This window comes from Corallococcus macrosporus (assembly GCF_017302985.1).
In the GTDB taxonomy this organism is placed as follows: domain Bacteria; phylum Myxococcota; class Myxococcia; order Myxococcales; family Myxococcaceae; genus Corallococcus; species Corallococcus macrosporus_A.
Genome location: NZ_JAFIMU010000003.1, coordinates 79,536 through 105,576 on the forward strand (window position 1 = coordinate 79,536; position 26,041 = coordinate 105,576).

At 68.5% G+C, this 26,041-nt stretch carries 20 protein-coding genes and 1 pseudogene; 15 read left to right on the top strand and 6 right to left on the bottom strand.

The annotated features are described in order from the left end of the window. Positions 1-117: 117 nt before the first annotated feature. The gene (locus tag JYK02_RS05095; RefSeq protein ID WP_207048756.1) at positions 118-2,079 is read left to right on the top strand and encodes an ABC-F family ATP-binding cassette domain-containing protein; all 1,962 of its coding nucleotides are present in this window, start codon (positions 118-120) and stop codon (positions 2,077-2,079) included. Here the strand turns inward: JYK02_RS05095 and JYK02_RS05100 are convergent, their stop codons facing one another. Both JYK02_RS05100 and gspC read right to left on the bottom strand, forming a co-directional pair. Further along, complete coding sequence (locus JYK02_RS05100) at positions 2,080-3,315, bottom strand: endonuclease/exonuclease/phosphatase family protein (RefSeq protein ID WP_207048757.1); 1,236 nt, start codon at positions 3,313-3,315, stop codon at positions 2,080-2,082. 78 nt (positions 3,316-3,393) lie between these two features. Then, positions 3,394-4,236, bottom strand: a complete 843-nt coding sequence (gspC, locus tag JYK02_RS05105; protein WP_277991271.1) for a type II secretion system protein GspC — start codon at positions 4,234-4,236, stop codon at positions 3,394-3,396. A gap of 257 nt (positions 4,237-4,493) precedes the next feature. On the opposite strand from gspC, the gene JYK02_RS05110 reads away from it, so the two are divergent. Beyond that, positions 4,494-5,231, top strand: coding sequence for a phospholipase D-like domain-containing protein (locus JYK02_RS05110; protein WP_207048759.1), 738 nt, complete (start codon positions 4,494-4,496; stop codon positions 5,229-5,231). A 3-nt stretch (positions 5,232-5,234) separates the two neighbouring features. Here JYK02_RS05110 and JYK02_RS05115 read toward each other — a convergent pair whose 3' ends face one another. Then, on the bottom strand, positions 5,235-5,933 hold the full coding sequence (locus JYK02_RS05115; protein ID WP_207048760.1) for a zf-TFIIB domain-containing protein: 699 nt from the start codon (positions 5,931-5,933) through the stop codon (positions 5,235-5,237). A gap of 49 nt (positions 5,934-5,982) precedes the next feature. Then, the gene (locus JYK02_RS05120; RefSeq protein WP_207048761.1) at positions 5,983-8,226 is read right to left on the bottom strand and encodes a GAF domain-containing sensor histidine kinase; all 2,244 of its coding nucleotides are present in this window, start codon (positions 8,224-8,226) and stop codon (positions 5,983-5,985) included. 110 nt (positions 8,227-8,336) lie between these two features. On the opposite strand from JYK02_RS05120, the gene JYK02_RS05125 reads away from it, so the two are divergent. The 4 genes from JYK02_RS05125 to JYK02_RS05140 all read left to right on the top strand — a co-directional run bounded on the left by JYK02_RS05125 (position 8,337) and on the right by JYK02_RS05140 (position 14,640). Further along, positions 8,337-10,784, top strand: a complete 2,448-nt coding sequence (locus JYK02_RS05125) for a transglycosylase SLT domain-containing protein (protein WP_207048762.1) — start codon at positions 8,337-8,339, stop codon at positions 10,782-10,784. A gap of 78 nt (positions 10,785-10,862) precedes the next feature. After that, positions 10,863-12,305, top strand: a complete 1,443-nt coding sequence (locus JYK02_RS05130) for a hypothetical protein (protein ID WP_242588448.1) — start codon at positions 10,863-10,865, stop codon at positions 12,303-12,305. 150 nt (positions 12,306-12,455) lie between these two features. Next, positions 12,456-13,604 carry a hypothetical protein gene (locus tag JYK02_RS05135; RefSeq protein WP_207048764.1) on the top strand — a complete coding sequence of 383 codons (1,149 nt, stop codon included), beginning with the start codon at positions 12,456-12,458 and terminating at the stop codon, positions 13,602-13,604. A 13-nt stretch (positions 13,605-13,617) separates the two neighbouring features. After that, the gene (locus JYK02_RS05140) at positions 13,618-14,640 is read left to right on the top strand and encodes a protein kinase domain-containing protein (protein ID WP_207048765.1); all 1,023 of its coding nucleotides are present in this window, start codon (positions 13,618-13,620) and stop codon (positions 14,638-14,640) included. 29 nt (positions 14,641-14,669) lie between these two features. On the opposite strand, the gene JYK02_RS05145 is transcribed toward JYK02_RS05140, so the two are convergent. After that, positions 14,670-15,269: an IS630 family transposase gene (locus JYK02_RS05145; RefSeq protein ID WP_347402433.1), complete on the bottom strand. Its 600-nt coding sequence runs from the start codon at positions 15,267-15,269 to the stop codon at positions 14,670-14,672. Here JYK02_RS05145 and JYK02_RS05150 point away from each other — a divergent pair. From JYK02_RS05150 to JYK02_RS05190, 9 genes and pseudogenes are all read left to right on the top strand, one after another. Beyond that, a pseudogene (locus JYK02_RS05150) lies at positions 15,198-16,419 on the top strand (IS3 family transposase). The gene JYK02_RS05145 and the pseudogene JYK02_RS05150 overlap by 72 nt on opposite strands. 69 nt (positions 16,420-16,488) lie before the next feature. Next, complete coding sequence (locus JYK02_RS05155; protein WP_207048767.1) at positions 16,489-17,958, top strand: hypothetical protein; 1,470 nt, start codon at positions 16,489-16,491, stop codon at positions 17,956-17,958. An 88-nt stretch (positions 17,959-18,046) separates the two neighbouring features. Next, a complete protein-coding gene (locus tag JYK02_RS05160; RefSeq protein ID WP_207048768.1) occupies positions 18,047-18,427 on the top strand; it encodes a VOC family protein in 381 nt (126 codons plus the stop codon). An 83-nt stretch (positions 18,428-18,510) separates the two neighbouring features. Beyond that, a complete protein-coding gene (gene selA, locus JYK02_RS05165; protein ID WP_207048769.1) occupies positions 18,511-19,905 on the top strand; it encodes an L-seryl-tRNA(Sec) selenium transferase in 1,395 nt (464 codons plus the stop codon). Beyond that, positions 19,902-20,495: an HNH endonuclease gene (locus JYK02_RS05170; protein ID WP_120526360.1), complete on the top strand. Its 594-nt coding sequence runs from the start codon at positions 19,902-19,904 to the stop codon at positions 20,493-20,495. The genes selA and JYK02_RS05170 overlap by 4 nt, the downstream gene beginning before the upstream one ends. A 123-nt stretch (positions 20,496-20,618) precedes the next feature. Then, a complete protein-coding gene (locus JYK02_RS05175; protein WP_242588449.1) occupies positions 20,619-21,665 on the top strand; it encodes a P-loop NTPase in 1,047 nt (348 codons plus the stop codon). After that, positions 21,662-23,386: a helix-turn-helix domain-containing protein gene (locus JYK02_RS05180; RefSeq protein ID WP_207048770.1), complete on the top strand. Its 1,725-nt coding sequence runs from the start codon at positions 21,662-21,664 to the stop codon at positions 23,384-23,386. Before JYK02_RS05175 ends, JYK02_RS05180 begins: the two co-directional genes overlap by 4 nt. A gap of 77 nt (positions 23,387-23,463) precedes the next feature. Further along, positions 23,464-23,727, top strand: a complete 264-nt coding sequence (locus tag JYK02_RS05185) for a hypothetical protein (RefSeq protein ID WP_120526362.1) — start codon at positions 23,464-23,466, stop codon at positions 23,725-23,727. 11 nt (positions 23,728-23,738) lie between these two features. Next, positions 23,739-24,749, top strand: a complete 1,011-nt coding sequence (locus tag JYK02_RS05190; protein ID WP_207048771.1) for an RluA family pseudouridine synthase — start codon at positions 23,739-23,741, stop codon at positions 24,747-24,749. Here JYK02_RS05190 and JYK02_RS05195 read toward each other — a convergent pair. After that, positions 24,730-26,040, bottom strand: a complete 1,311-nt coding sequence (locus JYK02_RS05195; RefSeq protein WP_207048772.1) for an HD-GYP domain-containing protein — start codon at positions 26,038-26,040, stop codon at positions 24,730-24,732. The two genes, JYK02_RS05190 and JYK02_RS05195, sit on opposite strands and share 20 nt — an antisense overlap. Position 26,041: the final 1 nt, after the last annotated feature.

Consider the following 26,041-nt stretch of genomic DNA (forward strand, 5'->3'; position numbering starts at 1 on the left):
GGGAGTATAGGCAAGCCCCGCCTTCCGCCCAACCGGGGAGATGTGCTCCCTGGGCAGTCAAGCAGGCATCAGAACCGTTCCCGTGGGGCTTGCCGGCTGTTATCTCCCCCCTCCGCCATGAGCCTCGTCATCGCCCAGGACATCAGCCTCGCCTACGGAAAGAAGGTCCTCTTCGACGAGGACAATTTCACCCTCGGTCCCAGGGACCGGGTGGGCCTGGTGGGGGCCAACGGGACGGGCAAGTCGTCCCTGATGAAGATCATCGCCGGGGTGAGCCAGCCGGACGGGGGCACCGTCCAGTACAGCCGCCGGGCCCGGGCGGGCTACCTGCCCCAGGAGATCGCCGGCCTGCCGGAGGGGACGGTGGTGGAGGCCGTCATGAGCACCGTGCCTGGCCGGGACTCGCTGGAGTCGCGCCTCAAGGACACGGAAGGAGCGCTCGCGGCCAGCACGGACGAGGAGGAGCAGTTGGAGCTGGCGCAGACGCTGGCGGACCTCCACGCGGAGCTGGACGACTTCGAGAACCGCTACGGCCGCCACCACGCCGAGCGCATCCTCAAGGGCCTGGGCTTCAAGGACGCGGACCTGTCCAAGCCCACCCAGGCGCTCTCCGGCGGCTGGCGCATGCGCGCGGCGCTGGCGGGCCTGCTGCTCCAGGACCCGGACCTGCTGCTGCTGGACGAGCCCACGAACCACCTGGACGTGCCCACGCTCGCGTGGTTCGACGGGTTTTTGCGCCGCTCCAACAAGGCGATGGTGCTCATCTCCCACGACCGCGACTTCCTCAACCGGCAGATCAACCGGGTGGTGTCGCTGGAGATGGAGGGCGTGCGCGAGTACGCCGGCAACTACGAGGACTACAAGCGCCAGCGCGCGGAGGAGATGGTGCTCCTGCAGGCCCGGGCGGAGAAGGTGGAGCAGCGCCGCGCGGAGCTGCAGGGCTTCATCGACCGGTTCGGCGCGAAGGCCACCAAGGCGAAGCAGGCGCAGAGCCGCGCGAAGATGCTGGCCAAGCTGGAGAAGGTCCAGGTCCTGGAAGAGCGCCAGACGATGAAGTTCCGCTTCCCGGAAGTGGAGCGCTCGGGCCGCGACGTGGTGTTGATGGAGGGCATCACCAAGCGCTACGGCGCGCTCACCGTCTACGACGGGCTGAACGCGCGGCTGGAGCGGGGCCAGCGCATCGCCGTGGTGGGCGCGAACGGCGCGGGCAAGACGACGCTGCTCAAGATGGTCGCGGGCGAGCTGGCGCCGGACACGGGCAAGGTGTCCCTGGGGCACAACGTGGTGGTGGGCTATTACGCGCAGCACCACGCGGACAAGCTGGACCGCCACAACACCATCATCGAAGAGGTGCGGCCCCTGGCGGCGGACAAGCCGGAGAGCTACGTGCGCGGCGTGCTGGGCGCGTTCCTCTTCAGCGGCGACGACGTGGACAAGCCCATCGGCGTGCTGAGCGGTGGCGAGCGCGCGCGCGTGGCCCTGGCGAAGCTGCTGCTCATCCCGTCCAACTTCCTCCTGATGGACGAGCCGACGAACCACCTGGACCTGGACTCGTCGGAGATGCTGATTGAAGCGCTGAAGCTGTACGGCGGCACGCTGCTGTTCGTGAGCCACAACCGCAGCTTCATCAACAACCTGTGCACGCACGTCTGGGAGGTGGCGGACGGCAAGCTCACGTCGCACCCGGGCAACCTGGACGAATACCTCTACCACCAGGAGCAGCTGCGCCTGGCGGCGGAGGGCGCGGACACGGGCGCGTCGAACGGGAAGGGCGGGGCGGCGGGCTCGGGCCCGGTGTCGGAGAAGGAGCGCAAGCGCCTGGAGGCGGAGGCGCGCCAGCGTCGCTCCGTGGTGGAGGGCCCCATCAAGAAGGAGATCGCGAAGCTGGAGGAGCGCATCGCGAAGGTGGAGGCCGAGCAGAAGGACCGCGAGGGGCAGCTCGCGGATCCGGTGCTCTACAACGACTTCGCCCGGGCGAAGCCGCTGATGGATGCGCACCGCGCGGGCAAGGAGGAGCTGGAGGACCTCTATGCCCGCTGGGAGGCCGCGCAGGAGAAGCTGGCGGCGGCGCAGGCCTGATCAGCTGATCTCCGTGTAGCCGGCGTGCGGGTGGTCCGACGCGCCGCCGGTGTCCACCTGGGCGCTGTTCTGGGTGTTCACGCCGGCGGTGGTCCACACCTGGTCGAAGTCCTCGATTTCGTCCGGGTCGCCGCTCGTGCCGCCCACGGCGCGCTGCAGGCCGTACTGGCCGAAGATTTCCTGCACCTCCGTGGTGGAGGTGTTGAGGTCGCCCATCACCACGACGTCTCGCGCGGGTGGGCCCTTGGCCTCGGCGGCGGCGATCTGCGCGATGTACGCGAGCTGCGCGTCACGCAGGTCCTTGTTGTCCTCCCCCGCGGCGACGTGGACGTTGATGATGGTGCGCTCCTGGCCGTCCGGTCCCTTGACGCGGGTGACGAGCGCGGCGCGCGGCTCCGACGCGCCGTCGTGGCGGAGGACCTCGTTGTTGACGTGCAGCTGGTTGCGCTCCTCGGGCGTCAGCTGGCCGTCCGCGAGGGCGGCGAGCCTGTCCGCGGAGGCGGCGCCAGGTCCCCCGACGCGGGTGGGCAGCGCGACGGTATAGGCCTCGGTGAGCTGATCCGGATCCGCGACGTAGGTGGCGTTGCCGTAGGTGGCATCCGCGCCCGTGTCCTCCTTGATTCCGCCCTCCTGGTCATCGCCGGAGAAGGCCTCGCCCGTGACGAGCGTGCCCCCGGGCGTCTGGTAGAGGGTGGTGCCGTCCACGCCCTCTCGGATGGCGGTCTCGGGCGCATCCGCGTAGATGTCCACGGGCTTGGGGCTGTTCTTCCCCTGGAAGATGGCGAAGTCCCGGTCGACGCCAGCGACGATGGCGAGCGCGGTGTTCTGGTCGCCGCTGCGCTTGACGTTCACGTCCACTTCCTGGAACGCGACGACGGTGGCGCCGGAGTCCTTGATGAGCTGGGCCTGGGCCTTGCGGTTGGTCTTCTCGTTGTACTCGTCGCCCGCGCCTGTGGCGGTGTTGAGGGTGAGGATGGCCGTGCCCGTCTTCTTCGTCGGCAGGTCCTCCGCCTGCTGGGGCTTGTCGTAGCCGGTGTGGATGGCCCGGGGGTTGAGCTCGGGCATCGGGCTCTTGCGCGCAGGGCCTGACGGGGTGAACGAGTCCTGCTGCCGGAGGTGCGCGGGCGGAGGCTTGAGGGCGGCCGGGGCCTTCGGGGTCACCTCCGGGCGGGGAGCGGGCTTGGGCGTGACGCGGGCGCGGAAGGCGTCGCGGGCGGCGGGGCTCCAGAGGCTCATGGGATGGCTCCGTGATCAGGTCGGGGACAGCGGGTTGCCGACGAGTACGCAGCCCTCCGGAAAGCGGTTACAGGGCATTTACTGGACGTCGAAGACCTTCCGGACCGGCGCGCCGTCGCGTTCGATTTGCAGCTCGATGCGCCGGGAGTCTCGCAGCGTGTGGAAGGCCTCCAGCGCCTTGTCGGGGCTGTCCAGGTCCAGGCCGTTGATGCGCTGGAGCACGTCTCCATTGCGCAGCCCCAACCGTGCGTAGAACGACCCTTCACGGATGGAGAACAGCTTGAAGCCCACGGGACGGCCGTCGCGGAAGGAGGGGACGACGCGCGCCTGCATCATCAGGTCATCCAGGTGCGTGAGGGCCTCGGTGAGGTCCTCGCGGGGCACCGTGTAGCTGTCCGCGGCCGTCTCACGGATGCCCCGGCCCAGCACGGCGCCCGGATGAACGTTCACCGGAACGGGGGCCACGCTGCCTGAGCCGTCTATGTATTCGAGCCGGCCGTCCACCAGCAGGAGGATGCGCTCCCGCTCGATGGCGAAGACGCGGGCGCCCTGGATGGTGTCACTGAGCATCAGGCTGCGCGCGCTGCCGGCCGGAAGCTCATGGATGGAGGCCATGGACCACTGGGGATCCTGCGACACCAGCGTGCCCAGAAGCCGGATGCCCAAGGTGCTGCGGCGCAGGTCCGGCGGATGATCCGGATCCACCCTCACGCCCGTGACGAACGAAAGACCGGTCAACTGTGCCAGCCGCGCTTCATCCAGCGGTGGCGCGGGAGAGGCAGCTAACCGTGCCGCCGGTTCGGGGAGAACATCGGGTACTGGCGTCAGGAGGCCGCCGAGTCCCTGATTCACGATGAGCGCAGCCGTCGATGCGCATGAGACGACAAGCAAGATAAACAGACCCCGAAGGGCACTTCGCATCCCAAGAACCACCGAAGCCTCCCAGCTTTGGAACCAAGCAGAACCAGAGCAAGGTTGGGGCCAGCCTCTGGTTCAGAGGTAAGGCAACGAAGGACGCGGTCAGCTTGAGTCTGAGTGTCAGTCCTGAATGACCCGGTCGTGACTCACCGTCATGACACGATGTCGCTCTCACTGAGGACGGGCAGTCGTCCCCGAGTGGCTGGACAGGGCAGGGGCCTTGAGCTGCAATCGCGCTCGTTCGCTGTCCCGGAGACCTCATGTTCTTTGGCCGTTCGGAAGCTCCTTCCTTCATTCCTCCCACCAAGATCTCAGGGGCCGTCCAGGACCTGATCGAGGGAGCCCAGAAGGAGCTGGTGCTGGTAACGCCATACTTCAAGCCTTGGAATCATCTGCAGAACGCAATCTGCGGCCGGTTGAAGGCCCGCGTTCCCGTCTCACTGATCATCCGGGCGGATGAAGTGAACAAGACTGCTTCCCATCTCCAGCCATTCGCCGCAGATGGGGCGCAGCTCCTCTGTGTGGAGCGCCTGCATGCGAAGCTCTACATGAGTGAGAAGTGCGCCATCCTTACCTCCATGAACCTCGTGGAGACCTCCGCACTCAATAGCTGGGAGAGCGCGATACAGATCTCCGCAAGCGATTCGCCGACGCTCTACAAGCAGTTCACGGAGCAAGTGCAGGCCCTCCGTCAACACTCGGCCAGGATTTCACTGACGGGCGCGCCCAGTGGGGCCGCCGCGCCTCCGCCACAGGCCACTCCCAAGGCTGAAGTCAATTTGATCCAGTACTTCGGCATCCGGAAGACTGATCTCAAACCCGAGATGATCGAGGCCCGCCGCTCTCATCCGCGCGCCTACGAGTCCTGGACCGATGAAGAGGAGGAAGCAGTGAAGGAGCTCGCGAACCGGCAGATGAATGCCGAAACAATCGCTCGGCTCTTGGGGCGACAGCCCAGCTCCATTGAGCGGAAGCTGAAGGACCTGGGCTGGTTCTGAGCGCTACTTGAAGATCTTTGACAACAGCCACACGACGGCGGACTCCGCGGCGCTGTTGTTCAGGTGCCGGGCGCGGCGGCCATACGTTTCGCTGGGCTGGGCCTTGGTCAGTTCGTCCGTGTAGGGCGTGGAGCCTTCCGGGGCGCAGCTTCCGCAGTACAGGTGCTCTTCCCAGACGAAGCCGTAGCGCGCGTCCATCCGCCGGCCACACGTCACGCAGGCCGGCTCGTCTCCGATGCGCACCTTGGGCAATAGGCTCAGGCTTCGCCGGTCGTCGTATTCGTGCTCGAAGTCAGCGGCGGGGGACGGCTCCGGGCGGGGTTCCGGCTCCGCGGCCTTCCGGAGCCGGGCCAGTTCCTCCGCGTCCAGCGCCACGCCCCGGCACTTGCAGCAGACATCCACCGCCACGTCCCGCAGCTCCACCACGGACAGCGGCGCGGTGCCACACGTGGGGCAGGTGGGTGCCTGACGCCCGCAGGACGGACAGCCCGGGACGTACTGGAGCGACGCCTCACAGCCCTTGCACTGCCCGGGCTTGCCCTTCGCCTGCTCGAACACGGCCGTCAGCGTGGGCGCGCCGACGACCTTCGCCAGCATCTCCTCCTCGAACCAGGCCGCCCCGCACGCACCGCACTCGTCGCGCACCAGCCCCCGGGCATAGGTGCTGCGCATCGTCGTCTGGCAGAAGGGGCACGCCTGCATGGCATCCGCAGCCTACCGGGTCTTTCCCGGAAACGGGATGCCGCGCCCCTCACCCCGCGCGGCGGCGCTTCTCCTTCTTCGGCTTGGGCTCCGGCGCCTTCGGGACGGGCGTGGGTTCGCGCAGCTCCTCCGGGACGGGCAGGGCGGGCTGCGAGGGGCGGGTGGGGGGCGCGGGCGTGCCCTCCGGCAGCGCGCCCTCCACCGGCTCGGAGGGGAGCGCCGGCAGGCGGATGATGAACACGGTGCCTTCGCCCACCTTGCTCTGCACGCTGATGCCGCCGCCGTGGTTCTTCACGATGCGCTGGCAGATGGCGAGCCCCAGGCCCGTGCCCTTCTGCTTCGTCGTGAAGAAGGGCACGAAGATGTGCGGCTGCTGATCCGCCGGGATGCCCGGGCCGGTGTCGGAGACGCGCACCTCCACGAACTCACCGGGCGCGCTGCGGAAGTCCGCGAAGCGCTCCGGCTTCTCCGTGCGCACGGTGATGCGGCCCGGCTGCGCCCCCAGCGCCTGCACCGCGTTCTGCACCAGGTTGATGAGCACCTGCTTGAGCTGCTCCGCGTCGCCCTCCGCGCGCGGCAGGCGCAGGTCCAGCTCCACCGCCAGCTCCACCGAGGCCGGCATGTCGTTCTGGATGAGCCGCATCGTGCGCGTCACCACCTCGTTGAGGTCGGTGGGCCCGAAGTTCTGCTTCAGGGGCCGGGAGTAGTCGAGGAACGCCGTCACCACGCCGTTGAGCCGGTTCACCTCCTCGACGATGACGTCCAGGAACTCGCCGTCCTCACCCGGCAGCCGCTTGGGGTCCAGGCACTGCGCCGCGCCCTTGATGGCGCCCAGCGGGTTGCGGATTTCGTGCGCCAGGCCCGCCGCCATCTCACCCAGCGCCGCCAGGCGGTCGCGCTCGCGGATCTTCTCGTACAGCTTGGAGTTCTCCAGCACCGTCGCCATCCGCTCGGAGACCTCCAGGATGAGGGCGATTTCATCCGACGCGTACGCCTCCGGCACCCGTTCGTCCCACAGGTTCAGGAAGCCGATGACGCGGTCGTTGCCCATCAGCGGCACGCAGATGCCCGCCTTCATCTGGAGCAGCGCGGCGCGCGTGTCGTTGAGCCGCTTCAATTCGTCGCGGAAGCGCTTGCCCTCCACCGCCTGCACGCGCATGACGGAGATGCGCCGCTCGATGTTCTCCAGCAGCACTGCCTTCTGCCCGCTGGCCACCGCGAACAGCACGCCGCGCGCGGCGGCCGTGTCCAGCAGCGCCACCGGCAGCGGCCCGCGCGAGTCCAGCAGCCGGTACCCGGGCCGGTCCTCCGCCATCAGGTACACCGACGCGTGCGTCACGCGCCCCGTCTCGTGCAGCGCGTCCAGCACCAGGCGCGCCAGCTCGGAGATTTCGATGACAGACGCCATGCGCACGCGCAGGGAACCCAGCGTGCCCAGCAGGGCGAAGCGCTCGCGGAAGAAGATGCGCACCACCATCTCCTCCACCTTGGTGCGCAGCGGATCCAACAGGATGAGGATGACGAACGCGGCCACCACCGTGTTGAAGACGAACAGCGACGTGTTCTCGTCCACCCACGCGGTGAGCACCGTGAACACCGAGGCCAGGATGATGGCCAGCACCGTCTGCGAGGCGATCTTCCCCAGGAGCTCGTGCAGGTCCATCAGCCGCAGCCGCAGGAGCGTCTGCGCGAGGAAGAACAGGTAGAGCGTCGCGAAGACCGGCCCCAGCGTGGGGAACGGGATGTCGTTGCGCGACAGGAAATCCAGCCCGTTGAACAGCACCGCCGCGCCCGCGCCAATGGCCAGGTACGCCAGCCGGAACTGCTCGATGCGCGACTCCGTCGTGCGCACCCGGTGCACCAGCAGGGACACGGAAGTGAACAGTGTGCCCAGCACCCAGGCGCCCATCGCCATCCGCGCCCATGGTTTGTCCGCCAACGGTGTAACGGCGACGGTCAGCCCCAGCACGCCGGACAGGAGGGCGAGCCGCCGGCCGACCTGGTGGGCGCCCTTGCCGACCCCCAGGAACTCAAGGAAGAAGGCGACCGCCGCCCCGGGTACCAGGGAGACGGAGAACACCGTCGCCCCGAGTGCGATGCGCGACACCCAGCGGTAGTCCTGGGCGGGGAAGATGCTGTGGAAGAAGAGACTGAGGTAGTACCCGGCCACCGTCAGCGTGAAGACGGAGTAGAGCGTCAGGACCCGGGGCCGTCCGGGCCGCAACAACATGGACACGCCCAGCGCCAGACCGATGATGGAAGCAAGCAGGGCGCTCTGGGTGCGGATATCCATGTGCAGGCGGACAGTCTAACCTCTGTCAGGGGCTGGAAATTTTCCATCCATCCCCAGTTGTCCTCGGGCGTGCCCGAGCGCATCTCCCAGGGTCCCCGAGGCCCCCGCGAATGAAAGTGTCCCTCCAGCATCTCGCCCTCCTCGCTTCCGCGGCGCTGTTGTCCGCGCAGGCTCCCGCCCCCGCTGACTCCACTCCCGCGGCCGCTCCGGCCGCCACGGCTCCGGCGCCGGCCGCGACGGCCCCTGCCGACGACGACACGGATCAGGCCCCCACGACGCGCACGGACAGCGCGCCGTCGGAGGCGCAGCTGACGCCGCCGCCGGACGCGGACAAGGCGCCGTCGCCGGTGGGCTACGTGCAGGTGTTCAACCCGGCCTTCCCGGGGCTCGTGCCGCCCACGCCGGTGGTGCACCGCGGGCGCCGCTACGGGCTGGAGGACCTGACGCCGTACTTCGCGGACGGCAAGAAGCGGGACGCGAAGGACGCGTTCGACAAGGGCCAGTACACCAAGGCGCGCACGCTGCTGGAGGGCGAGGGGGACAGCCCCGCGGTGCGCTACCTGCGCGCGCTGTCGGCGGTGCGGGCCGGGGACGACAAGGCGGCGGCGACGGAGATGGCGGCGCTGGCCAACGACTACCCGGCGCTCAAGGACCGCTGCCTCACGCACGCGGGCGTGGCGCTGGAGTCCCAGGGCCGGCTGGACGACGCGGCGGAGAGCTTCAAGCAGGTGCCGGAAGGCTCGCGCATGTACGTGGACGCGCGCCTGGGCCTGGCGCGCGTGCTGCGCAAGAAGAAGGACTACGACGGCGCCATGGCGGCGCTGACGCCGCTCACCCAGCGCATGATGACGGGCTGGGGCCGCAACGTGGGCGCGGAGGCGCTCATCGCCACGGCGGACCTCGCGGTGGAGAAGAAGGACAAGGCCGCGGAGCGGGCCGCCCTGTGGAAGCTGTGGGCCAGCCAGCCGCTGTCGCCCATCGTCAAGCAGGTGGAGAAGCGCCTCAAGGGGCAGACGCCGCCCGTGGACGCCAAGGTGGGCCGCGCGGAGGCGCTGATCGAAGCGCACCGCAACAAGCAGGGCATGGCCATCCTGGAGCCGATGCTCAAGACGCTGAAGCTGCCGGACGCGCTCGCGTGCCGCGCGCACTTCGCGTTCGGCAAGGGGCAGCGCAAGGAGCGCCAGCACACGGCCGCCATCCAGGTGCTCACGCCGGTGGTGGAGCAGTGCAAGGACCGCGACCTCCTGGCCCGCGCGCTGTACGTGCTGGGCTCGTCGCGCTCCATCGTGGATCAGCAGCACGGCCCGGACACCTACGAGCGGCTGGCGAAGGAGTTCCCGGACCACTCGTTCGCGGACGACGCGCTCTTCTACGCGGCGGACCTGTACGTGAAGACGAACCGCCCCAAGGAGGCCATGGCGCGGCTGGATGAAGTGGCCCGGCTGTACCCCAAGGGCGACTTCCTGGGCGAGGCGCTCTTCAAGGCCTTCTGGGTGGCGCGCACGTCGAAGGTGGAGGACGGAGGCTTCTCCTTCCTGGACCGCATCGAGGAGCAGTTCGCCAACGCGGACGAGTCCTACGACGTGGAGCGCGCGCGCTACTGGCGGGCGCGCACGCTGGAGGAGCGCGGCAACATCCAGGGCGCCGCGGAGCTGATGGAGAAGCTCGCGGTGGAGCACCCGGCCACGTACTACGGCCTGATGGCGCGCTCGAAGCTGGGCGAGCTGGACCCGAAGCGGCTGGAGCGCGTGTCGGCGTCCATCTTCGACGTGCCGGAGGCCGCCAGCCCCTGGCCGATGTTCGCGGGCCCCATGGGGGACGACCCCCACTTCCGCGCGGGCGTGGAGCTGTTGCGGCTGGGCTTCCCGGACTCCGTGTCGTCCGAGCTGATGCTGGTGAACCGCACCAACCAGCCGCCGGAGTCCATGCGGCTCTTGGTGATGGTGCTGTCGCAGTCCGGCGACGCGCGCTCGGCGCACGCCATCGCGCGGCTGGCGCTGCGCAAGGACCTGAGCGGCCGCATCACCGCGCAGACGCGGCCGGTGTGGGAGGTGGCCTATCCCAACGCGTTCCGCGACCTGATTGAGAAGCATACCGCGACCGCGGGCGTGGAGCCGGACCTGCTCCAGGCGCTGATGCGCGAGGAGAGCGCGTTGGATCCCAAGGCCCTGTCCTGGGCCGGCGCCATGGGCCTCACGCAGCTGATGCCGTCCACGGCGAAGGGCGTGGCGCGTGACCTCAAGGTGAAGAAGTTCACCGTGGACTCGCTGCTCCAGCCGGAGCTGAACATCCGCTTCGGCGCGCACTACCTGGGCGGCCTCATCAAGCAGTTCAAGGGCCACACGCCCTACGCGGTGGGCAGCTACAACGCGGGCTCGGGCGCGGTGAACCGCTGGCGCTCGGCCAACCCGGACCTGCCCCTGGACGCGTGGGTGGAGGAGATCCCCATCGCGGAGACGCGCGGCTACATCAAGCGCGTGCTGCGCTCCTACAACACCTACCAGCTCCTCTACGGCCGCGCGCCCAAGGTGCCGGTGATGCCTAGTGCATCGCGTTAGTGTGTAATCCTGGCTGAAACCTGAATTCGCGTATTCGTTGTGGAGGGGGAGGGGCGGGCCGTGATTTCGTCGGCCGCCATGCTCCCCCTCCGAACGAGAATCGCTCCCCTCGCGGTCGCGCTGTTCACCCTGGCGGGTCTGTGTTTCCCGGCACCCGCCGAGGCGCAGGCCTGGTCGCTGACGACAGCGCAGCGCCAGGCGTTCCTGCGCTACTACGCGCCGGTCATCTTCAAGCGCGCGAACGCGAACGACGGCAAGCACGGCTACGACTGGCTGACGAGCTTCGACTTCGACCAGGACGGGGACTTCTCCAACAACAAGCTGCACTGGAAGCAGATCAACCAGTACGTGGACGCGTCGCGCACGGGCCCCAGCGCCTTTGACAGGTGGCGCATCCGGCCGACGCTCTACACGTCACTGATTGAGTACATGGACGGGGGGAAGAACCTCGTCCTCGTGTATCACCTGTATCACGCGCTGGATAAGAACGCGGCGGGCGACTGGCAGCTCCACGACTGGGAGCGCGTCGAGCTCCAGCTTCGCAACGTGGTGGGTGACCCGGGCAGCGGGGAGTCCGTGGCGTTCGCGGTGGTGACGCAGCACAAGCGCAACGTGGTGCGCCGGCAGGGCAGCACGGACCTGAACTTCATGCAGACGGGCACGGGCAGCCACCTGCTCATCTGGCAGGCGGAGTGGTCCGACAAGCTGCTGGCGCCGCACGGGCAGGAGCTGCGCTTCGTGACGGAGCCGTACTCGTTCTTCGCGGGGCGGATGGCGTCGGGCGGGAAGGCGGAGGCGGACGTCAACAACGACGACGGGCGAAAGAAGCTGCACTACGCGTTCGTGCCGGAGGACGACGCGGCGGCGGTGGCCGCGTTCAACGCGCAGCCGGTGCGGTACGCCACGGCGGATGCGCAGGCCAGCCGCTACGACAACGGCTCGTCCGCCAACTGGCCCGCGGTGAAGCGCGTCACGTACGAGCTGCAGGACCTGGCGGACATCCTCCCCACGCACTGGGAGTTCGGCGGCTACGCGACGCACTGGCTGCCGGACTCGCCGCGCTTCTTCTACCTGGAGAGCCCGGTGGTGAACGAGGCGGGGCAGGCGGAGGTGAGCGTGGGCATGCAGCGCTTCTTCGCGAAGACGCGCGACATCGAGGGACAGGACGACCGCGAGGGCTACCCGTCGAAGGCGTGGTTCTTCGGCACGTACGAGATGAACGACAAGGCGTCCGACACCGGCGGCGGCGGTGGCTCGTTCGGCGACAAGGCCTGGGCCAGCACGGTGGTGGACTCGCGAGGCCAGACGCGCACGAGCGCCAGCGGCTACCCGGCGTCCGCGAATGCCTGGTGGTGGCAGCACGACTACTTCGCGCACTCGGGCGTGACGGACGACATCGACGGACAGGAGCAGGGCTTCTGGCTCCAGGGCGGGTGGTATCTGCCCCAGAACGGCGGCTTCGACGGACGCTGGGTGCAGCTCTTCGGCGACCGGCCAGGCAAGGAGTCTGGCGAGTACTGATTTGGTCCTGATTGCCAGCGGGTGCCAGAGCGAGAAGCGGCGCTCATGCCCCTCTGGCCATGGATGTTGGAAGCGGCTCGGGGGTGGAGTCAGGCTGGTAGGATTGCCGGGCTGTCCCACCCCCTCGTTTGCGTGAAGGAACAACACGCCATGAGCCAGCCCAGCTCCCCCAGCCCTCAACAGATAGACCTCAACCGCACCGCCGTGGAGATCGCCCCCGAGACCTTCTGGGTCGGGAAGCGCGAGCCCGGCGGCATCTTCTTCGCCAACCCGTACCTGCGCCGCTTCCGGGGCACGGACGCGCGGACGAAGAAGCCCGCGGAGTTCAACCTCCTCATCGACCCCGGGTCGAGCAGCGACTTCTCCACCATCCACACCAAGGTGGTGTCGCTGATTGGCGGGATGGACCGGCTGTCCGCGCTCTTCATCAACCACCAGGACCCGGACGTGGGGTCCTCGGCGAACATCATCTCCGCGCGCTACTCACCGCGCGCGAGCATCCTGTGCTCCGAGGACACCTGGCGGCTCATCGTCCACTTCAACCTGCCGCGCAACCGATTCATCCCGACGGAGAAGTTCACGGCCGGGCTGAGCGTGCCCACGGGGCACAAGCTGTTGCCGGTGCCGTCCCCGTTCTGCCACTTCCGCGGCGCGGTGATGCTCTACGACCCGCAGACGCGCGTGCTCTTCACCGGGGACCTCTTCGGCGGCCTCACGGACAGCAAGGCGCAGGGCCTGTGGGCGGACGAGTCCGACTGGACGGGCATCCGGGCGTTCCATCAAATCTACATGCCGGTGAACTCGGCGCTGGTGCGCGCGGTGGCGGCCATCCGCAAGCTCACGCCCGCGGTGGAGATGATTGCCCCGCAGCACGGCCGCATCATCCGCGGCAAGCTGGTGCAGCAGTTCCTGGAGCGCATGGAGCGGCTGCAGGTGGGCCTGGACATCATCGACGAGGCGCAGGACCGCACGCACCTCCAGGCGTGGAACGCGGTCATCGACCGGGTGCTGAACCTGGCGCGCGGCTATCTGGGCGACTCCGTGGAGGCCAAGCTCTCCGCGAGCGACGCGCTGGCGGACACGGCGAAGTTCAACGGCCCGCGGCTGGAGGTGGGCCGCATGGGCAAGTGGACGCTGGAGCACGTGGTGGAGGTGCTCTGCCAGGGCGAGCCCTCGGAGATTTCCGGCCCCATCATGGTGGAGGCCACCATCGCCGCCGCGGAATACAACCTGCCCACGCCGCACCTGGACATCGAAGGCGCGGGCGCGCCGGCCCCCGTCTCGCTGCTGGAGTCGTGAGAGGGGCGGGCGGGTGCATTCCAAGGACCGAGACAGCGGCGGTTTGACCTACCTGGGCCCGGAGGCGCTGAACGCGCGGCCGGGCAACGCCGTGGCCGAGGACGGCTCCGAGCCGACGCTGCCGCAGGTGCGGACGCCCGTGTCTCCGGGCGGGACGTTGATCCAGGGGGCCGTGACGCCAAGGCCTCACGCGCCCTCGAGCCAGGGCCTCGTCCCCGGCCAGGTGGTGGCGGGGCGCTACCGGGTGGAGAAGTGGCTGGGCGTGGGCGGCACGTCGGCGGTGTATCAGGCGCTGGATTTGAAACAGCACCAGCGCGTGGCGCTCAAGGTGCTGGCCGTGCCGCACGCGGACGAGGCGATGGTGACGCGCTTCCGCCAGGAGGTGGAGCACGCGCGGGCGCTGGAGCACGTGAACATCCTGCACGTCTTCGACGTGGGCTCGGATGGCGACCGGCACTACCTGACGGTGGAGCTGCTGGAGGGCCGGGACCTGCGGCAGGTGATGCTGGAAGGGCGCCCCACGCTGGCCAATGCCTTGCGGTGGCTGACGCACGCCACGGTGGCGCTGGAGCACGCGCACGCGCACGGCGTGCTGCACCGGGACGTGAAGCCGGGGAACCTTTTCATCACGCGCATGGGCGTGCTGAAGCTGATGGACTTCGGGCTCGCCAAGAGCGCGCACGTGATGGGCAACACGGCCCAGGGCGCGACGCTGGGGACGCCGGAGTACATGGCGCCGGAGCAGGTGACTGGCGCGGAGGTGTCACCGGCCACGGACCTGTATGCCCTGGGCGTGGTGGCGTACGAGCTGCTCACCGGGCAGTTGCCGTTCCGTCACGCGCAGCCCGTGCCGCTGATGCTGATGCACGTGCAGGACGCGCCGGTGCCGCCAAGGAAGCTGCGCCCGGAACTGCCGGAGGCCTTCGAGCAGGTCGTCCTCAAGCTGATGCGGAAGCGGCCGGAAGAGCGTCAAGCCAGCGCGACAGTGCTGCGCGCTGAACTGGCGAAGCTGTGGCCGCTGGCACTTCCGCGCTAACGGGAGCACTGTCGCCGCTACAACGGTGATCACGGCGGTTGAGGCGGGTAGCCGCAGTAGGCGAACCATGCCGCTGCGTCCTGTGGCCGCACGGTTGCCAGCGCCTCACGCATCGCTTCGCGGAGGGCCACGTGCGTGCGGGCGCTGATGGCCCGCATGCGCGTCTTTACCTTCAACCAGCACGACTCGATGGGGTTGAGCTCTGGGCTATAGGGCGGCAGGAAGAGAAGACTCGCATTGCGACTGCGAATGAGCTGCTCGACTGCCGGTCGGTGATGGACGCTGAGGTTATCCATGACCACCACGTCGTGAGGCTTGAGGATGGGTAGCAGCCCCTCACGGACGTAGGTTTCGAAGCGGTCGCTATTGGTAGCGCCCTCGAAGGTCAGTACCGGCCCCACTCCTTGGAGCGTCAGGTCCCCTATCATCGTGACGAGTTGACGACGGCCCAGAGGCACGTAGCCGCGAGCGCGCTGCCCTCGTCGAACACGCCCTCCTCCGCCCCAGGATTTCCTGAGACACCTTTCTGGGGGATAGCCTCCCCTCGCGAAGGAGATGTGAAGAAGCAGGACAGGACGTCGGAGCGCGGTCGGTTCTCCGCGAAGCGGAAGAAGGAGGCGGTGCTCCAGCTAATCAAGGGTGAGGAACTCGACACGCTCTCCCGGGAGTTGGGCGTCACGGCTGCGGTGCTGAGCGAGTGGCGGGAGAAGTTCCTGGCGGGGGCCGAGGCGAACCTCAAGAGGCGCGATCCGGAAGCAGCGGACGACGAGGTGCTACGACTCAAGGCCATGGTGGGCGAGCTGATGATGAAGAACGAGTTGCTGGCGGAGAAGGCCTGGCTGCTGGGGGGGCAACACCCCGGGTTTTCCCTGGAGGAAGTCGAGAGGATGAGCGCCAGCCGCTCGCCCTCCAGCGGCAAACGGTACGGGCTGGCGCTTGTGACGGCGACCTGGGGCATGCCTCGGGCCACGGTGTACCGACAGCGGGCCCGCCGTCAGTCCGAGGTGCCACCCGCGGCCAAGAGGGGCCCCAAGACGGCGCTGACAGACGCGGCGCTGCTGGAGGCCATTCGCGGCGTACTGCAGGCCTCTCCTTTCCTGGGCGAGGGGCACCGCAAGGTGTGGGCCCGGCTGCGTGTCCAGGGCGTGCGCACCTCGAAGGCCGCTGCCTGCGGCGGATGCATAAGGCGGGCCTCTTGGCACCAGGCAGGGCCCGCCGGGTACTGGGCCCGCGCCACTATGACGGCAGGAATACCACCGACAAGCCCGACGTCATGTGGGGTACCGACGCCACCTCACCCTGACAACGCAGGAGGGGCAGGCCACCGTCTTCATCGCCGTCGACCACGGCACCTCCGAGTGCGTCGGCATCCATGCCGCCAAGGTAGGCACCCGCTTCGAGGCGCTGGAGCCCATTAGCCAGGGCTTCAAAGCCCGCTTCGGCGCTTACGGCCGGGCGTGGCAACGGGGGCTGTCCATCCGCCATGACAACGGCAGCCAGTACACCTCCGACGCCTTCCAGAACGAGCTGCGCTTCCTGGGCGCCGACTCCAGCCCCTCCTTCGTCCGCAGCCCCGAGGGCAACGGCTGCGCCGAGCGCTTCATCCGCACCCTCAAGGAGCAGCTGCTCTGGGTGCACTCCTTCGCCACCGTGGAACAACTCCGGCGGGCCCTGCGGGAGTGGGCCCATCGGTACAACGAGCACTGGCTGCTGGAGCGCCACCATTTCCTCTCGCCGAGTCAGGCCCGGCGAGAGCTGCTGCAGAAGCAAGCGGCCTGATTACAACCAATCTGGTGTCTCAACAATCCGGTGCGGTACACCTGCAGCCACACACACCAAGAGTTGGCCGTGGAACTGGAGAATCAACTCGAGCAGTTTCCTCAAGAGGCGCAGCGGCTGGATTCCAGCTCGGGCTTGGTGAAGCTGTCGCATTCGCCAGCCGAAACTGTAGAATATATGCCTCCATCAACCGGGGGTTTCCTCTTGCTCTTCCCTTTGAGGGTCTCGTGGCTACTTCTCAGTAGCTCCGTAGCAGTCGTCTTGCTCGCGCTTCCAGCGCAGGCCGATGACGTCATTACGGGCCGCATGCGCGAGTGCTCCGCCGTCCTCGTTCCTGACGACCTTCGTGCGAGTCACAGCAAGGACTCCAACGTTGCCGTCTACGATGCCGCATGCGGCACGTGGTACGCGGAGCATCGCGAGACGGTGGATTCAGCAGTAGAGGCCAAGGCCATTTTCAAGGTCATCCCGGTGGGCGCAGGCGCCTCAAAGTCGAGCGCCACGCAGTCCCTCACTCGGGCGTCCTTCTGCCAGCAGAGTAACCACCAGACTACCGAGGAAACGAAGGACACTTTTTTCAGCCTCATTGTCCCGAAGGTTGCCCGGGACAACTGGCTTGAGTGCATCAAGGCCGTGTCCGCACATATTGGCAATGATGGGCCTCGGCCAGTGGCCACGGCGCTCACGACCACCAGTGGAAATGCAGCGACTCTCTCTCTTCGGTTCCTCTCCGACTTCGGTGGCGCGCGGCCGACCTTCAAGTCGCTAACAGCCACGAACTTGAACTGCAACACGAAGCTCGCCAAAGGCAAGCCCATCCCTTCGCAGCAGAGCGGGCTCGCCATTCCCTGCACGTGGGTGGACGGCGCTGCAGAGGGCGTCATCCTCGTTCATACCAGTCGCGGTGACGAGATCGTCCCCGCTAAGCGGTGGCTGCCACCAGTCGCGCGCGTCACCATTACGCCCTTCACCACTTCAACCACCGTGGACGGGGTCTTCGACACTTGCAACGACTGGTATGGCAGCACGGACATGCACAACTGGAAGAAGGATGGCAACAAAGACGGCCGATGCGATAAGGCGTCTGATGACGGCAAGTGGTGCAAGCAATCGTGGAAGTCCGTGCTCCGCCCTGCTCACGGCGGTGTCCTCTCAGGGTTTTGGTGGAACTGCCGCGGTGGCGACGGTTCGTGCGAATGGAACGACATCCCCGGCCACCAGTGGTTCCGTGACAAGGGGGACGGTAGTTGGCTTGGGGAAGTGTGGCTTGGCTCTCGCGCAGTGGAATTCGCTTTATGTGGCAAGGAGACGACCTACAAGAAGTCTCAGACGCCCGGACCTAATACGGTGCGCGACCTTCAGCGTGGGGAGTCCTTCACTGTGGATGTGCCGGAAGCAGGTTCGGCTGCTATCACAATCCTGTGGGCCAGCGATAACCGCGAAGAGCCATTCAACGCCGGGGACGCGATTCCAGGGATGACTCTGAAGACGCTTTCGGTCGGCGCACTTCAGCGCCATACGTACACCCTGAACAGATAACCGAAGAGTTCGCTCCGTCATAACGGGATAGGGCGAATTCATAGGGAGCACGTCGCGCGAGCCGCTGCGAGCCCTCCAGGAGGCCCTTATGTCCGTCCGCTTCAACCACACCATCATCCACGCGAAGGACAAGGTCGCGTCCGCGCAATTCCTCGCGGAGTTGCTCGGGCTGCCGGCGCCGCAGCCCTTCGGGCACTTCCAGGTGGTGAAGCTGACGGATGGCGCGTCGCTGGATTACATGACCACGAACGAGCCCATCCACGGCCAGCACTACGCGTTCCTGGTGACGGAGGAGGTCTTCGACTCGCTCATCGCCAAGATCCGCGACCGGAAGCTCCAGCACTGGGCGGATCCGTTCGGTCATGCGGTGAATCAGATCAACACCCATGACGGAGGCCGCGGCGTCTACTTCCAGGACCCGAGCGGCCACTACATGGAAGCCATCACCGTGCCCTACGGCGGGTGGTGAGCTTCCGGCGTCTGTGATTGTGCCCTGACACGGTTGGGTGACGGCTCTTCTCGTCGGGAGTTCGCGGAGTAGAGTCCCGGAGCATGGGCGCTGCGTCGAACCCCCCGGCAGGAAAGAACGCGCTGCTGCGTGGCCTTCCTTCCATCGAGCAACTCCTGCGGCGGCCGTCGCTGGAACCCCGGCTCGCGAACCTTCCCCATGCCCGAGCGGTCGCGGCCCTGCGGCTCGCCGTCGAACGCGTGCGCTCCCGGCTCCTCGCCGGTGACCTGCGCCCGTTCGAGGACGCGGACGTGGAGGCCGCGCTCGCGTCCCTCGCCACGCCGAACCTGCGGCCGGTGATCAACGCGACCGGCGTCGTGCTCCACACGAACCTCGGCCGTGCGCCCCTGGCGCCCGAAGCCGTGGAGCGCGTCGTCGCCGTGGCGCGTGGCTACTCCAACCTCGAATACGACCTGGACGAAGGTGAACGCGGCAGCCGCTACGCGCCGCTCATCGGGCACCTGCGCACACTCACTGGCGCGGAGGACGCCATCGTCGTCAACAACTGCGCGGGCGCCGTGCTGCTCACCCTCGCCGCGCTCGCCTCCGGGCGTGAGTGTGTCGTGTCTCGCGGCGAGCTCGTCGAGATCGGCGGCGGCTTCCGCATCCCGGACGTCATGCGCCAGTCCGGCGCGAAGCTCGTGGAGGTGGGCACCACCAACCGCACCCGCCGCGCGGACTATGCCAACGCCCTGGGCCCGGACACCGGCCTCATCGTGAAGGTGCACCGGTCCAACTTCGCGCTCGTCGGCTTCACGGAAGAGGCCTCCCTCGCGGAGCTCACCGGGCTGGGACGCTCCCGTGACGTGCCCGTGTTCCAGGACCTGGGCTCCGGCGCGCTCGTGCCGCTGTCAGGCCCTGGCCTCACACCCGAGCCCACCGTGGGCCAGGCCATCCGGGACGGCGCGGACGTCGTCGCGTTCTCCGGTGACAAGCTGCTCGGCGGACCCCAGGCAGGCGTCATCGTTGGCCGCGCGGACCTGCTCCAGCGCATCAAATCCCACCCGCTCACACGCGCGCTGCGTGTCGACAAGATGACGGTCGCGGCCCTGGAGGCGACGCTGGAGCTGTACCGGGATGGCCGCCCGGACGCCGTTCCCACCCAAAGCCTGCTCACCCAGCAGCCAGCGGTGTTGCTCGCCCGAGCGGAACGCCTGGCGGCCCTGCTCGCGGCGCGTGGCGTGGTGGGCAAGGTCATGTCCGTGGATGGACAGGTGGGTGGAGGTGCCATGCCCCTGGCCCGGTTGCCTTCCTTCGCCTGCAGCCTCACCGTAGGAGCGCCGAAAGTATTCCTGGATCGTCTGCGCGACGGCGAGGTGCCGGTTATTGGCAGGATTGCGGATGACGAGGTGGTTCTCGACGTCCGGTGTCTCTCAGAGGAGGACCTGGGGCAGGTCGCGCAGGCTGTGGCGGCCGCCCAATCGGGAAGCCAGCCATGATCAACAGCGCCGTGCTCGTTTTAAACCGGTACTACCAACCGGTTCACGTGACGTCGGTCAAACGGGCTTTTTCCCTGCTGTATCAGGGCGTCGCCAAAGCCATCGACGAGCAGTACCGCCTGTATGAGTTCGAGGACTGGGCCGCCCTCAGCGCCACCCAGGACAGCATCACCACCATCGACCGCACCATCCGCGTCCCGCGCGTGCTCGTGCTCGGCGCGTATGACCACCTGCCGCGCGCCAAGGTGCGCTTCTCGCGCCTCAACATCTACGCGCGCGACAACGACACCTGCCAGTACTGCGCGAAGCAGTTGCCCCGCAGCGAGCTCAACCTCGACCACGTCAACCCGCGCACCCAGGGTGGCAAGACGACGTGGGAGAACGTGGTGTGCTCGTGCGTGCCCTGCAACCTGAAGAAGGGCGGGCGTACGCCGGAGCAGGCCGGGATGCGCCTGCTCAAGAAGCCCGTGCGCCCGCGCTGGACGCCGCTGTTCCGCGGCGCCATCCGCAAGGTCACCTACCGCGAGTGGCTGCCGTTCCTGCACCTCGCGGACGTGTCGTACTGGAACGTCGAGCTGCTCGACGAGTGACAGCGAACGGTTCCCCGGCCGCCTGCTCCCCGAGCCTCCTGGCGACGGGGGGCGGGGACGGGGAGCCGCGTGGGACGGCCGTGAAATGGCGGGGTGTCGACTCGGGCAGTAGGACGGGCTTTGATGCGAGCCTTCGTGAAGCCCGCCCCCTTGTTTCCATCCGCTGCCGCCTCGCTTGCTGGCTCTTCGCCGCGAGCAGCCAATGACGTGTCGTCCGCGGGGCCCGCGGGCCTTGCGCGGCGTGCCCACTCGCGGCGGATCATCGCGGTGGGCGGCGGCAAGGGCGGCATCGGCAAGTCGATGGTGTCCGCGAACCTGGGCGTCGCGCTCGCGCAGGCAGGTCACAAGGTGCTGCTCGTGGACGCCGACCTGGGCGGCGCCAACCTGCACACCTGCCTGGGCGTGGGCCCTCCGGAGGCCACGCTGTCGGACTTCCTGCGGCGCGGGAAGGCCAACCTCGAAGAGGTGATGGTCTCCACCGGCGTGCCCGGGCTGTCGCTCATCGCCGGCGCGCAGGACTCGCTGGACGCGGCGAACCTCAAGTACGCGCAGAAGCAGAAGCTCTTGCGCACGCTGCTGTCGCAGACGACGGCGGACTACCTCATCCTGGACCTGGGCGCGGGCACCAGCTTCAACACGCTCGACTTCTTCCTCATCGCGGACCACGGCCTGCTCGTCGTGCTGCCGGAGCCCACGTCCGTGGAGAACGCGTACCGCTTCGTCAAGGCGGCCTTCTTCCGCAAGCTCCAGCAGACGGAAGCGCGCTACGGCATCCAGGAGCTCGTCGAGGGCGCGCTGTCCACCCGCGAGGGCGGCCTGCGGACGCTGCACGACGTCGTCGCGCAGGTGCGGCGCAAGGCCCCCTCGGACGCGGAGCGGCTGGAGCGCGAGCTGGCGGCGTTCCGCGTGCGGCTCGTCGTGAACCAGGCGCGCACGGACGCGGACGAGAAGGTGGGCGCCGCGATGGTGTCCGCGTGGAAGAAGTTCTTCGGCATCGACATGGATGACCTGGGCGCCCTGCGCTACGACGACGAGGCGTGGCGCGCGGTGCGCAAGCGCAAGCCGGTGCTCATCGAGCGGCCCGACGCGCCCGTGGCCCAGGGTCTCCAGCGCATCGCCGCGCGCCTCCTGACGCTCGACGGCCTTTCCCCCGAGTCCGCCATCCCATGAAGCCCTTCGCGCAGCAGACCTATTACGAGCTCCTGGAGGTGCCGCCCACCGCCTCCGACGCGGAGATCCGCGCGGCCCACCAGCGCCTGATGGAGTTGTATTCGCCGGATTCCATCGCGGTGTACGCGCTGGGGGACCCGGATCAGGTGGACGCGCTGCGTGAACGGATGAACGAAGCGATGGAGATGCTCACCGACGCGGACCTGCGCGTCGAGTATGACCGCTCCATCGGGCTGTCCACGGAGCGGCTCGCGAAGGCGGCCGTGACGGCGGATGCCGCGGACAAGGTGGACTCGGCCGCGCGGGTCGCGGAGGCCCTGGCCACCGCCGCCGCGGCGCTGGCGAAGGCGGCGGGCGCGGTGGACGCCGAACGGTTGGAGGCGGAGTCGCGACTGAAGGCCGCGGCGTCCGTGAGCGACACGGAAGGGGAGGCGCCCCGCGCGAGCGAGACGCCTGGAAAGAGCGAGGAGCGGATGCGGGTCGAGGAGTCGAAGCGGCAGGAGTCCTCGGGGAAGGACGCGCCAGGCGTGCCCTCCGAGCCGGTGATGGTGGGGGGCGTGGCGGTGGTGGAGGCCTTCCGTGCCTCGTTCACCCGGAGCCTGTCGTTCGTCTACGTCCCCACGGCGCCGCTGCGTGGGCAGGGCAGGGGAGCCGCCGAAGCTCCGGCGGTGGAGGCGAAGCCGTCCGCGCCGGAGGCCGAGGCGCCCAGCGCGCCCGCCCCCGTGGAGGCCGTCGTTGCCCCAGCCGAAGCGCCCGAGCCTGGGGTCAGCGCCCCCGCGTCGACGCCCGCGCAGGACGTGGCCGCGCAGGCTCCCGTGCCCTCCGCCCCGGAGCCGTCAGCCTCCGTGCAGAGCGAGACCGGAGCCACGGTGACCGCCGACGGATCCGCCCCGGCCTCGGACCGCGTGGAGGCCGCCCCGGCTCCCGCCGTCACGAGCCCGGTGGTCGCCGAGGCCGCCCCGCAGGCCCCTGCCGCCTCGAGCCCTCCGGCCTCCGAGGCCGCGCCCCAAGCCCCAGCCGTCGAGGCGTCCGCGGAGCCACCGGCCTCGCGGCCCGTCCCGGAGGCCAGCGCGGTGACATCCCCGGCCGAGCCCGGCGGATCCGTGGCCAGCGCACCGGACGCTTCCAGCGCCGCGGTGGCGACCACCCAGGGCGAGTCGGATCCGAACCCCGCCCCGGGCGCTCCGGCCCTGGACGCCAGCACCACCGCGCTGGCCCGGACCCCGGCCACCGGAGCCTCCCGCGGCGCCGTGCGGCCCCTGACGTCTCGCCCCATCGACTCGCGTCCTGCGGCGAACAGCCCCTCGGGGCCGGGCACCGTGAAGGGCCCCACGGTCCGCAAGCTCGGGGACGCGCAGGTGCTGGCGCAGGACTCCGCCATCGCGACCGCCGAGTCCGCGCTGGCCCAGGTGGCCGCCAAGGTCCGCGAGGCCCGCCCCCGGGGCGTGGACATCCCCGCCGACGCCGAGTTCAACGGGGAGCTGCTGCGCCGCGTCCGCGAGGCCCGCGGCCTGTCCATCCAGCAGCTCGCCGACCGCACCCGCATCTCCGTGCGTCACCTGGAGAACGTGGAGGCGGACCGCTACACCGCGCTGCCCACCACCGTGTACCTGCGCGGCATCCTCATGAACCTGGCCCGCGAGCTGGGCCTGGACCCCCTGCGCGTGTCCAAGAGCTACCTGGCGCTGTTCTCCGAGAAACCCGCCAAGTCGGGCCGTTGACCCGGAGGCGGCCGGGCACCCTCCCGTGCGACGGGAAAAGTTGACTCGCACGGGGTGGGTGCCTAAGTAGTGGCACGATGACGGAAGAGGAAAAGGTCAAGGCGATGCGACTCGCTCGCGCGATCGCCTCCGATATCTCGCTCTACAACGAGCAGAAGATCATCAAGGGCATCGAGCAGGACAACCTTTTCGAGGTCCTCAAGGAGGAACTGGAAGAGGGACGCGCGCTCTACAAGAGCCGCGTGAGCGCGGAGATCAGCACCCAGGCGAACTTCTTCGAGCGCGCCATCAACGACATCGTGCTGCGCTCCAAGGCGCACGTGAAGTCGAAGATCTGGTAGCGCCCTCCGCCGTGGCCTCACCCGACACGCGCGAGCACCGCGCCCTCCCCGAAGCCCGGGGCGAGCGGCTGGATGCGTACCTGGCCCGCGCGTTCCCGGACCTCACCCGCTCCCGGCTCCAGGGCCTCATCGCCGACGGCCACGTGCTGTCCGACGGCAAGCCCGGCAAGGCCGCCCAGCGGCTGCGCGGAGGGGAGCTGCTGTCGCTCCACGTCCCCGCGCCCGTCGCCGCCATTCCCCAGGCCGAAGCGCTGCCCGTGTCCGTGCTGCACGAGGACCGGGACCTCGTCGTCGTGGACAAGGCCGCCGGCATGGTGGTGCACCCGGGCGCGGGGCACGCGTCCGGCACGCTGGTCAACGCGCTCCTGCACCGCGTGAAGGACCTGGCTGGCGTGGGCGGCGAATTGCGCCCCGGCATCGTCCACCGGCTGGACAAGGACACCACCGGCTGCCTCGTCGTCGCCAAGCACGAGCAGGCCCTGGTGGCGCTCCAGAAGGCCTTCAAGACGCGCGAGGTCCAGAAGACGTACCTGGCGCTGGTGCACGGCGCGCCGCCCGCGGAAGGGCGGATTGAAACGCTCTACGGCCGCCACCCCATCCACCGCCAGAAGTTCACCGGCAAGGTGAAGGAGGGCAAGCCCGCCATCACCCTGTTCCGCGTGCGCGAGTCCTTCGACGGCGCCGCGCTGGTGGAGGTGGACCTGCTCACCGGCCGCACGCATCAGATCCGCGTCCACCTGGCCGAAGCCGGCCACCCGCTGCTCTGCGACGCGCTCTATGGCGCAGGCCGCAAGGCGAAGGGCGCGGTGGCCGAAGCGCAAGCGGTGCTGGGCCGTCAGGCGCTGCACGCGTGGCGCCTGGCCTTCGAGCACCCGCGCACCCACAAGGCGCTGGACCTGGAAGCCCCCCTCCCGGAGGACTTCACGAAGGCGCTCGAGCTGCTGCGCGCGGCCAGCGTTCCCGCGGGCCCGCCCACGAAGGCGAAGCCCGCGGTGAAGAAGGCTACAGGCCGGAAACGCTGAGCTGCTGCTGACGGCGGGAGAGGACCTTGATGGGCTGGATGGCCATCACCCGCATGAAGACGGCCAAGAGCTCCGGGTCGAACTTCTGGCGCATCTCCGTCCACATCAGCATCAGCGCCACCTCCGGGCCGTACGCGTCGCGGTAGGGCCTGCGGGAGGTGAGCGCGTCGTACGCGTCGCAGATGGCGATGATCTTCGCGTACACCCCCAGGTTCGTCTTGGGGATGATCATCTGGATGTTGCCGCGCGCGTCGCGCACCGCCGTGCCGTAGTCCGTCTTGTGCTCGAAGGTCGTCACCACGCGCAGCAGCGTGGAGCGGCTGAAGCCCTTCTCCATCAGGATGTTGCGCACGCTGATGAGCGGCGCGCGCGCCACGGTCGTCTTCTCGTCGGCGGTGAGCGCCCCGCGCTTGGTGGCCAGCTCCTCTGGCAGCGTCGTCATGCCCGCGTCGTGGAAGAGGGCGATGTAGCCCAGGTCGCGCAGCTGCGGCTTCGTGAGGCCCAGCTCCGCGCCGAAGACGATGCACATCAGCGCCACGTTCACCTGGTGGTAGACGAGGTAGTCCTCCTCGCGCTTCTGCGTCGTCATGCCCAGGAAGTGGGTGCGCTGGTCGTAGGAGATGTCCACGAAGTCCTGCACCAGGCGCAGCGCCCGCGAGGAGCCGATGGGCTTCCCCGCGCGGACGGACTCCAGGTACTTCTGCAGGAAGAACACCGCGCGGGCGTACACGGTCATCGCGTACTTCTTGCGGTCGACCTTCTGGTCGCCCGGCGTGTCCATGTCCTTGTTCAGCTTCTCCTTCAGCTTGGAGAACTTCGCCACGCGCATGTTGAGGAGCTTGCGCCCCTGCAGGCCGTCCTCCTCCGCGGCGGTGGACTGCTCCTTGCTGAAGATCCAGACGAAGTTCTTCAGCTCCTGCGTGGTGACGGGCTTCGTCAGCGTGATGCCGCCCACGTCCTTGGAGCGCAGCTCCGACAGCAGGTAGCGCTGGTTCTCGATGGAGTTCAGGTCCACCTTCACCAGCATGCCGTTGAGGTAGAACGAGTCCTTGACGCCCGTCAGCTCCAGCCGGCCTTCCTTGCCGATGATCTGGTTGATGATGTCCTGGAGCTGGTGCAGCGGCTTCTCGAAGACGGCGTTCTCCGGGTCGTACATCTTCACGGAGCGCACGAGCATGTAGAGGCCCGCGAGCATGGAGCGCGACAGGTTCTGGAGCTTCTCGTTGTGCTCGCGCCCGTACTCGCCCAGGTTCTCGTCCTGGGTCTGATTGATCTTCAGGTTGTCGGCCATG

Coding starts and splice junctions, on each gene's coding strand:
- JYK02_RS05095 (WP_207048756.1), top strand. CDS start 118: ATGAGCCTCGTCATCGCCCAGGACATCAGCCTCGCCTACGGAAAGAAG.
- JYK02_RS05100 (WP_207048757.1), bottom strand. CDS start 3,315: ATGAGCCTCTGGAGCCCCGCCGCCCGCGACGCCTTCCGCGCCCGCGTC.
- gspC (WP_277991271.1), bottom strand. CDS start 4,236: ATGCGAAGTGCCCTTCGGGGTCTGTTTATCTTGCTTGTCGTCTCATGC.
- JYK02_RS05110 (WP_207048759.1), top strand. CDS start 4,494: ATGTTCTTTGGCCGTTCGGAAGCTCCTTCCTTCATTCCTCCCACCAAG.
- JYK02_RS05115 (WP_207048760.1), bottom strand. CDS start 5,933: ATGCAGGCGTGCCCCTTCTGCCAGACGACGATGCGCAGCACCTATGCC.
- JYK02_RS05120 (WP_207048761.1), bottom strand. CDS start 8,226: ATGGATATCCGCACCCAGAGCGCCCTGCTTGCTTCCATCATCGGTCTG.
- JYK02_RS05125 (WP_207048762.1), top strand. CDS start 8,337: ATGAAAGTGTCCCTCCAGCATCTCGCCCTCCTCGCTTCCGCGGCGCTG.
- JYK02_RS05130 (WP_242588448.1), top strand. CDS start 10,863: ATGCTCCCCCTCCGAACGAGAATCGCTCCCCTCGCGGTCGCGCTGTTC.
- JYK02_RS05135 (WP_207048764.1), top strand. CDS start 12,456: ATGAGCCAGCCCAGCTCCCCCAGCCCTCAACAGATAGACCTCAACCGC.
- JYK02_RS05160 (WP_207048768.1), top strand. CDS start 18,047: ATGTCCGTCCGCTTCAACCACACCATCATCCACGCGAAGGACAAGGTC.
- selA (WP_207048769.1), top strand. CDS start 18,511: ATGGGCGCTGCGTCGAACCCCCCGGCAGGAAAGAACGCGCTGCTGCGT.
- JYK02_RS05170 (WP_120526360.1), top strand. CDS start 19,902: ATGATCAACAGCGCCGTGCTCGTTTTAAACCGGTACTACCAACCGGTT.
- JYK02_RS05175 (WP_242588449.1), top strand. CDS start 20,619: ATGCGAGCCTTCGTGAAGCCCGCCCCCTTGTTTCCATCCGCTGCCGCC.
- JYK02_RS05180 (WP_207048770.1), top strand. CDS start 21,662: ATGAAGCCCTTCGCGCAGCAGACCTATTACGAGCTCCTGGAGGTGCCG.
- JYK02_RS05185 (WP_120526362.1), top strand. CDS start 23,464: ATGACGGAAGAGGAAAAGGTCAAGGCGATGCGACTCGCTCGCGCGATC.
- JYK02_RS05195 (WP_207048772.1), bottom strand. CDS start 26,040: ATGGCCGACAACCTGAAGATCAATCAGACCCAGGACGAGAACCTGGGC.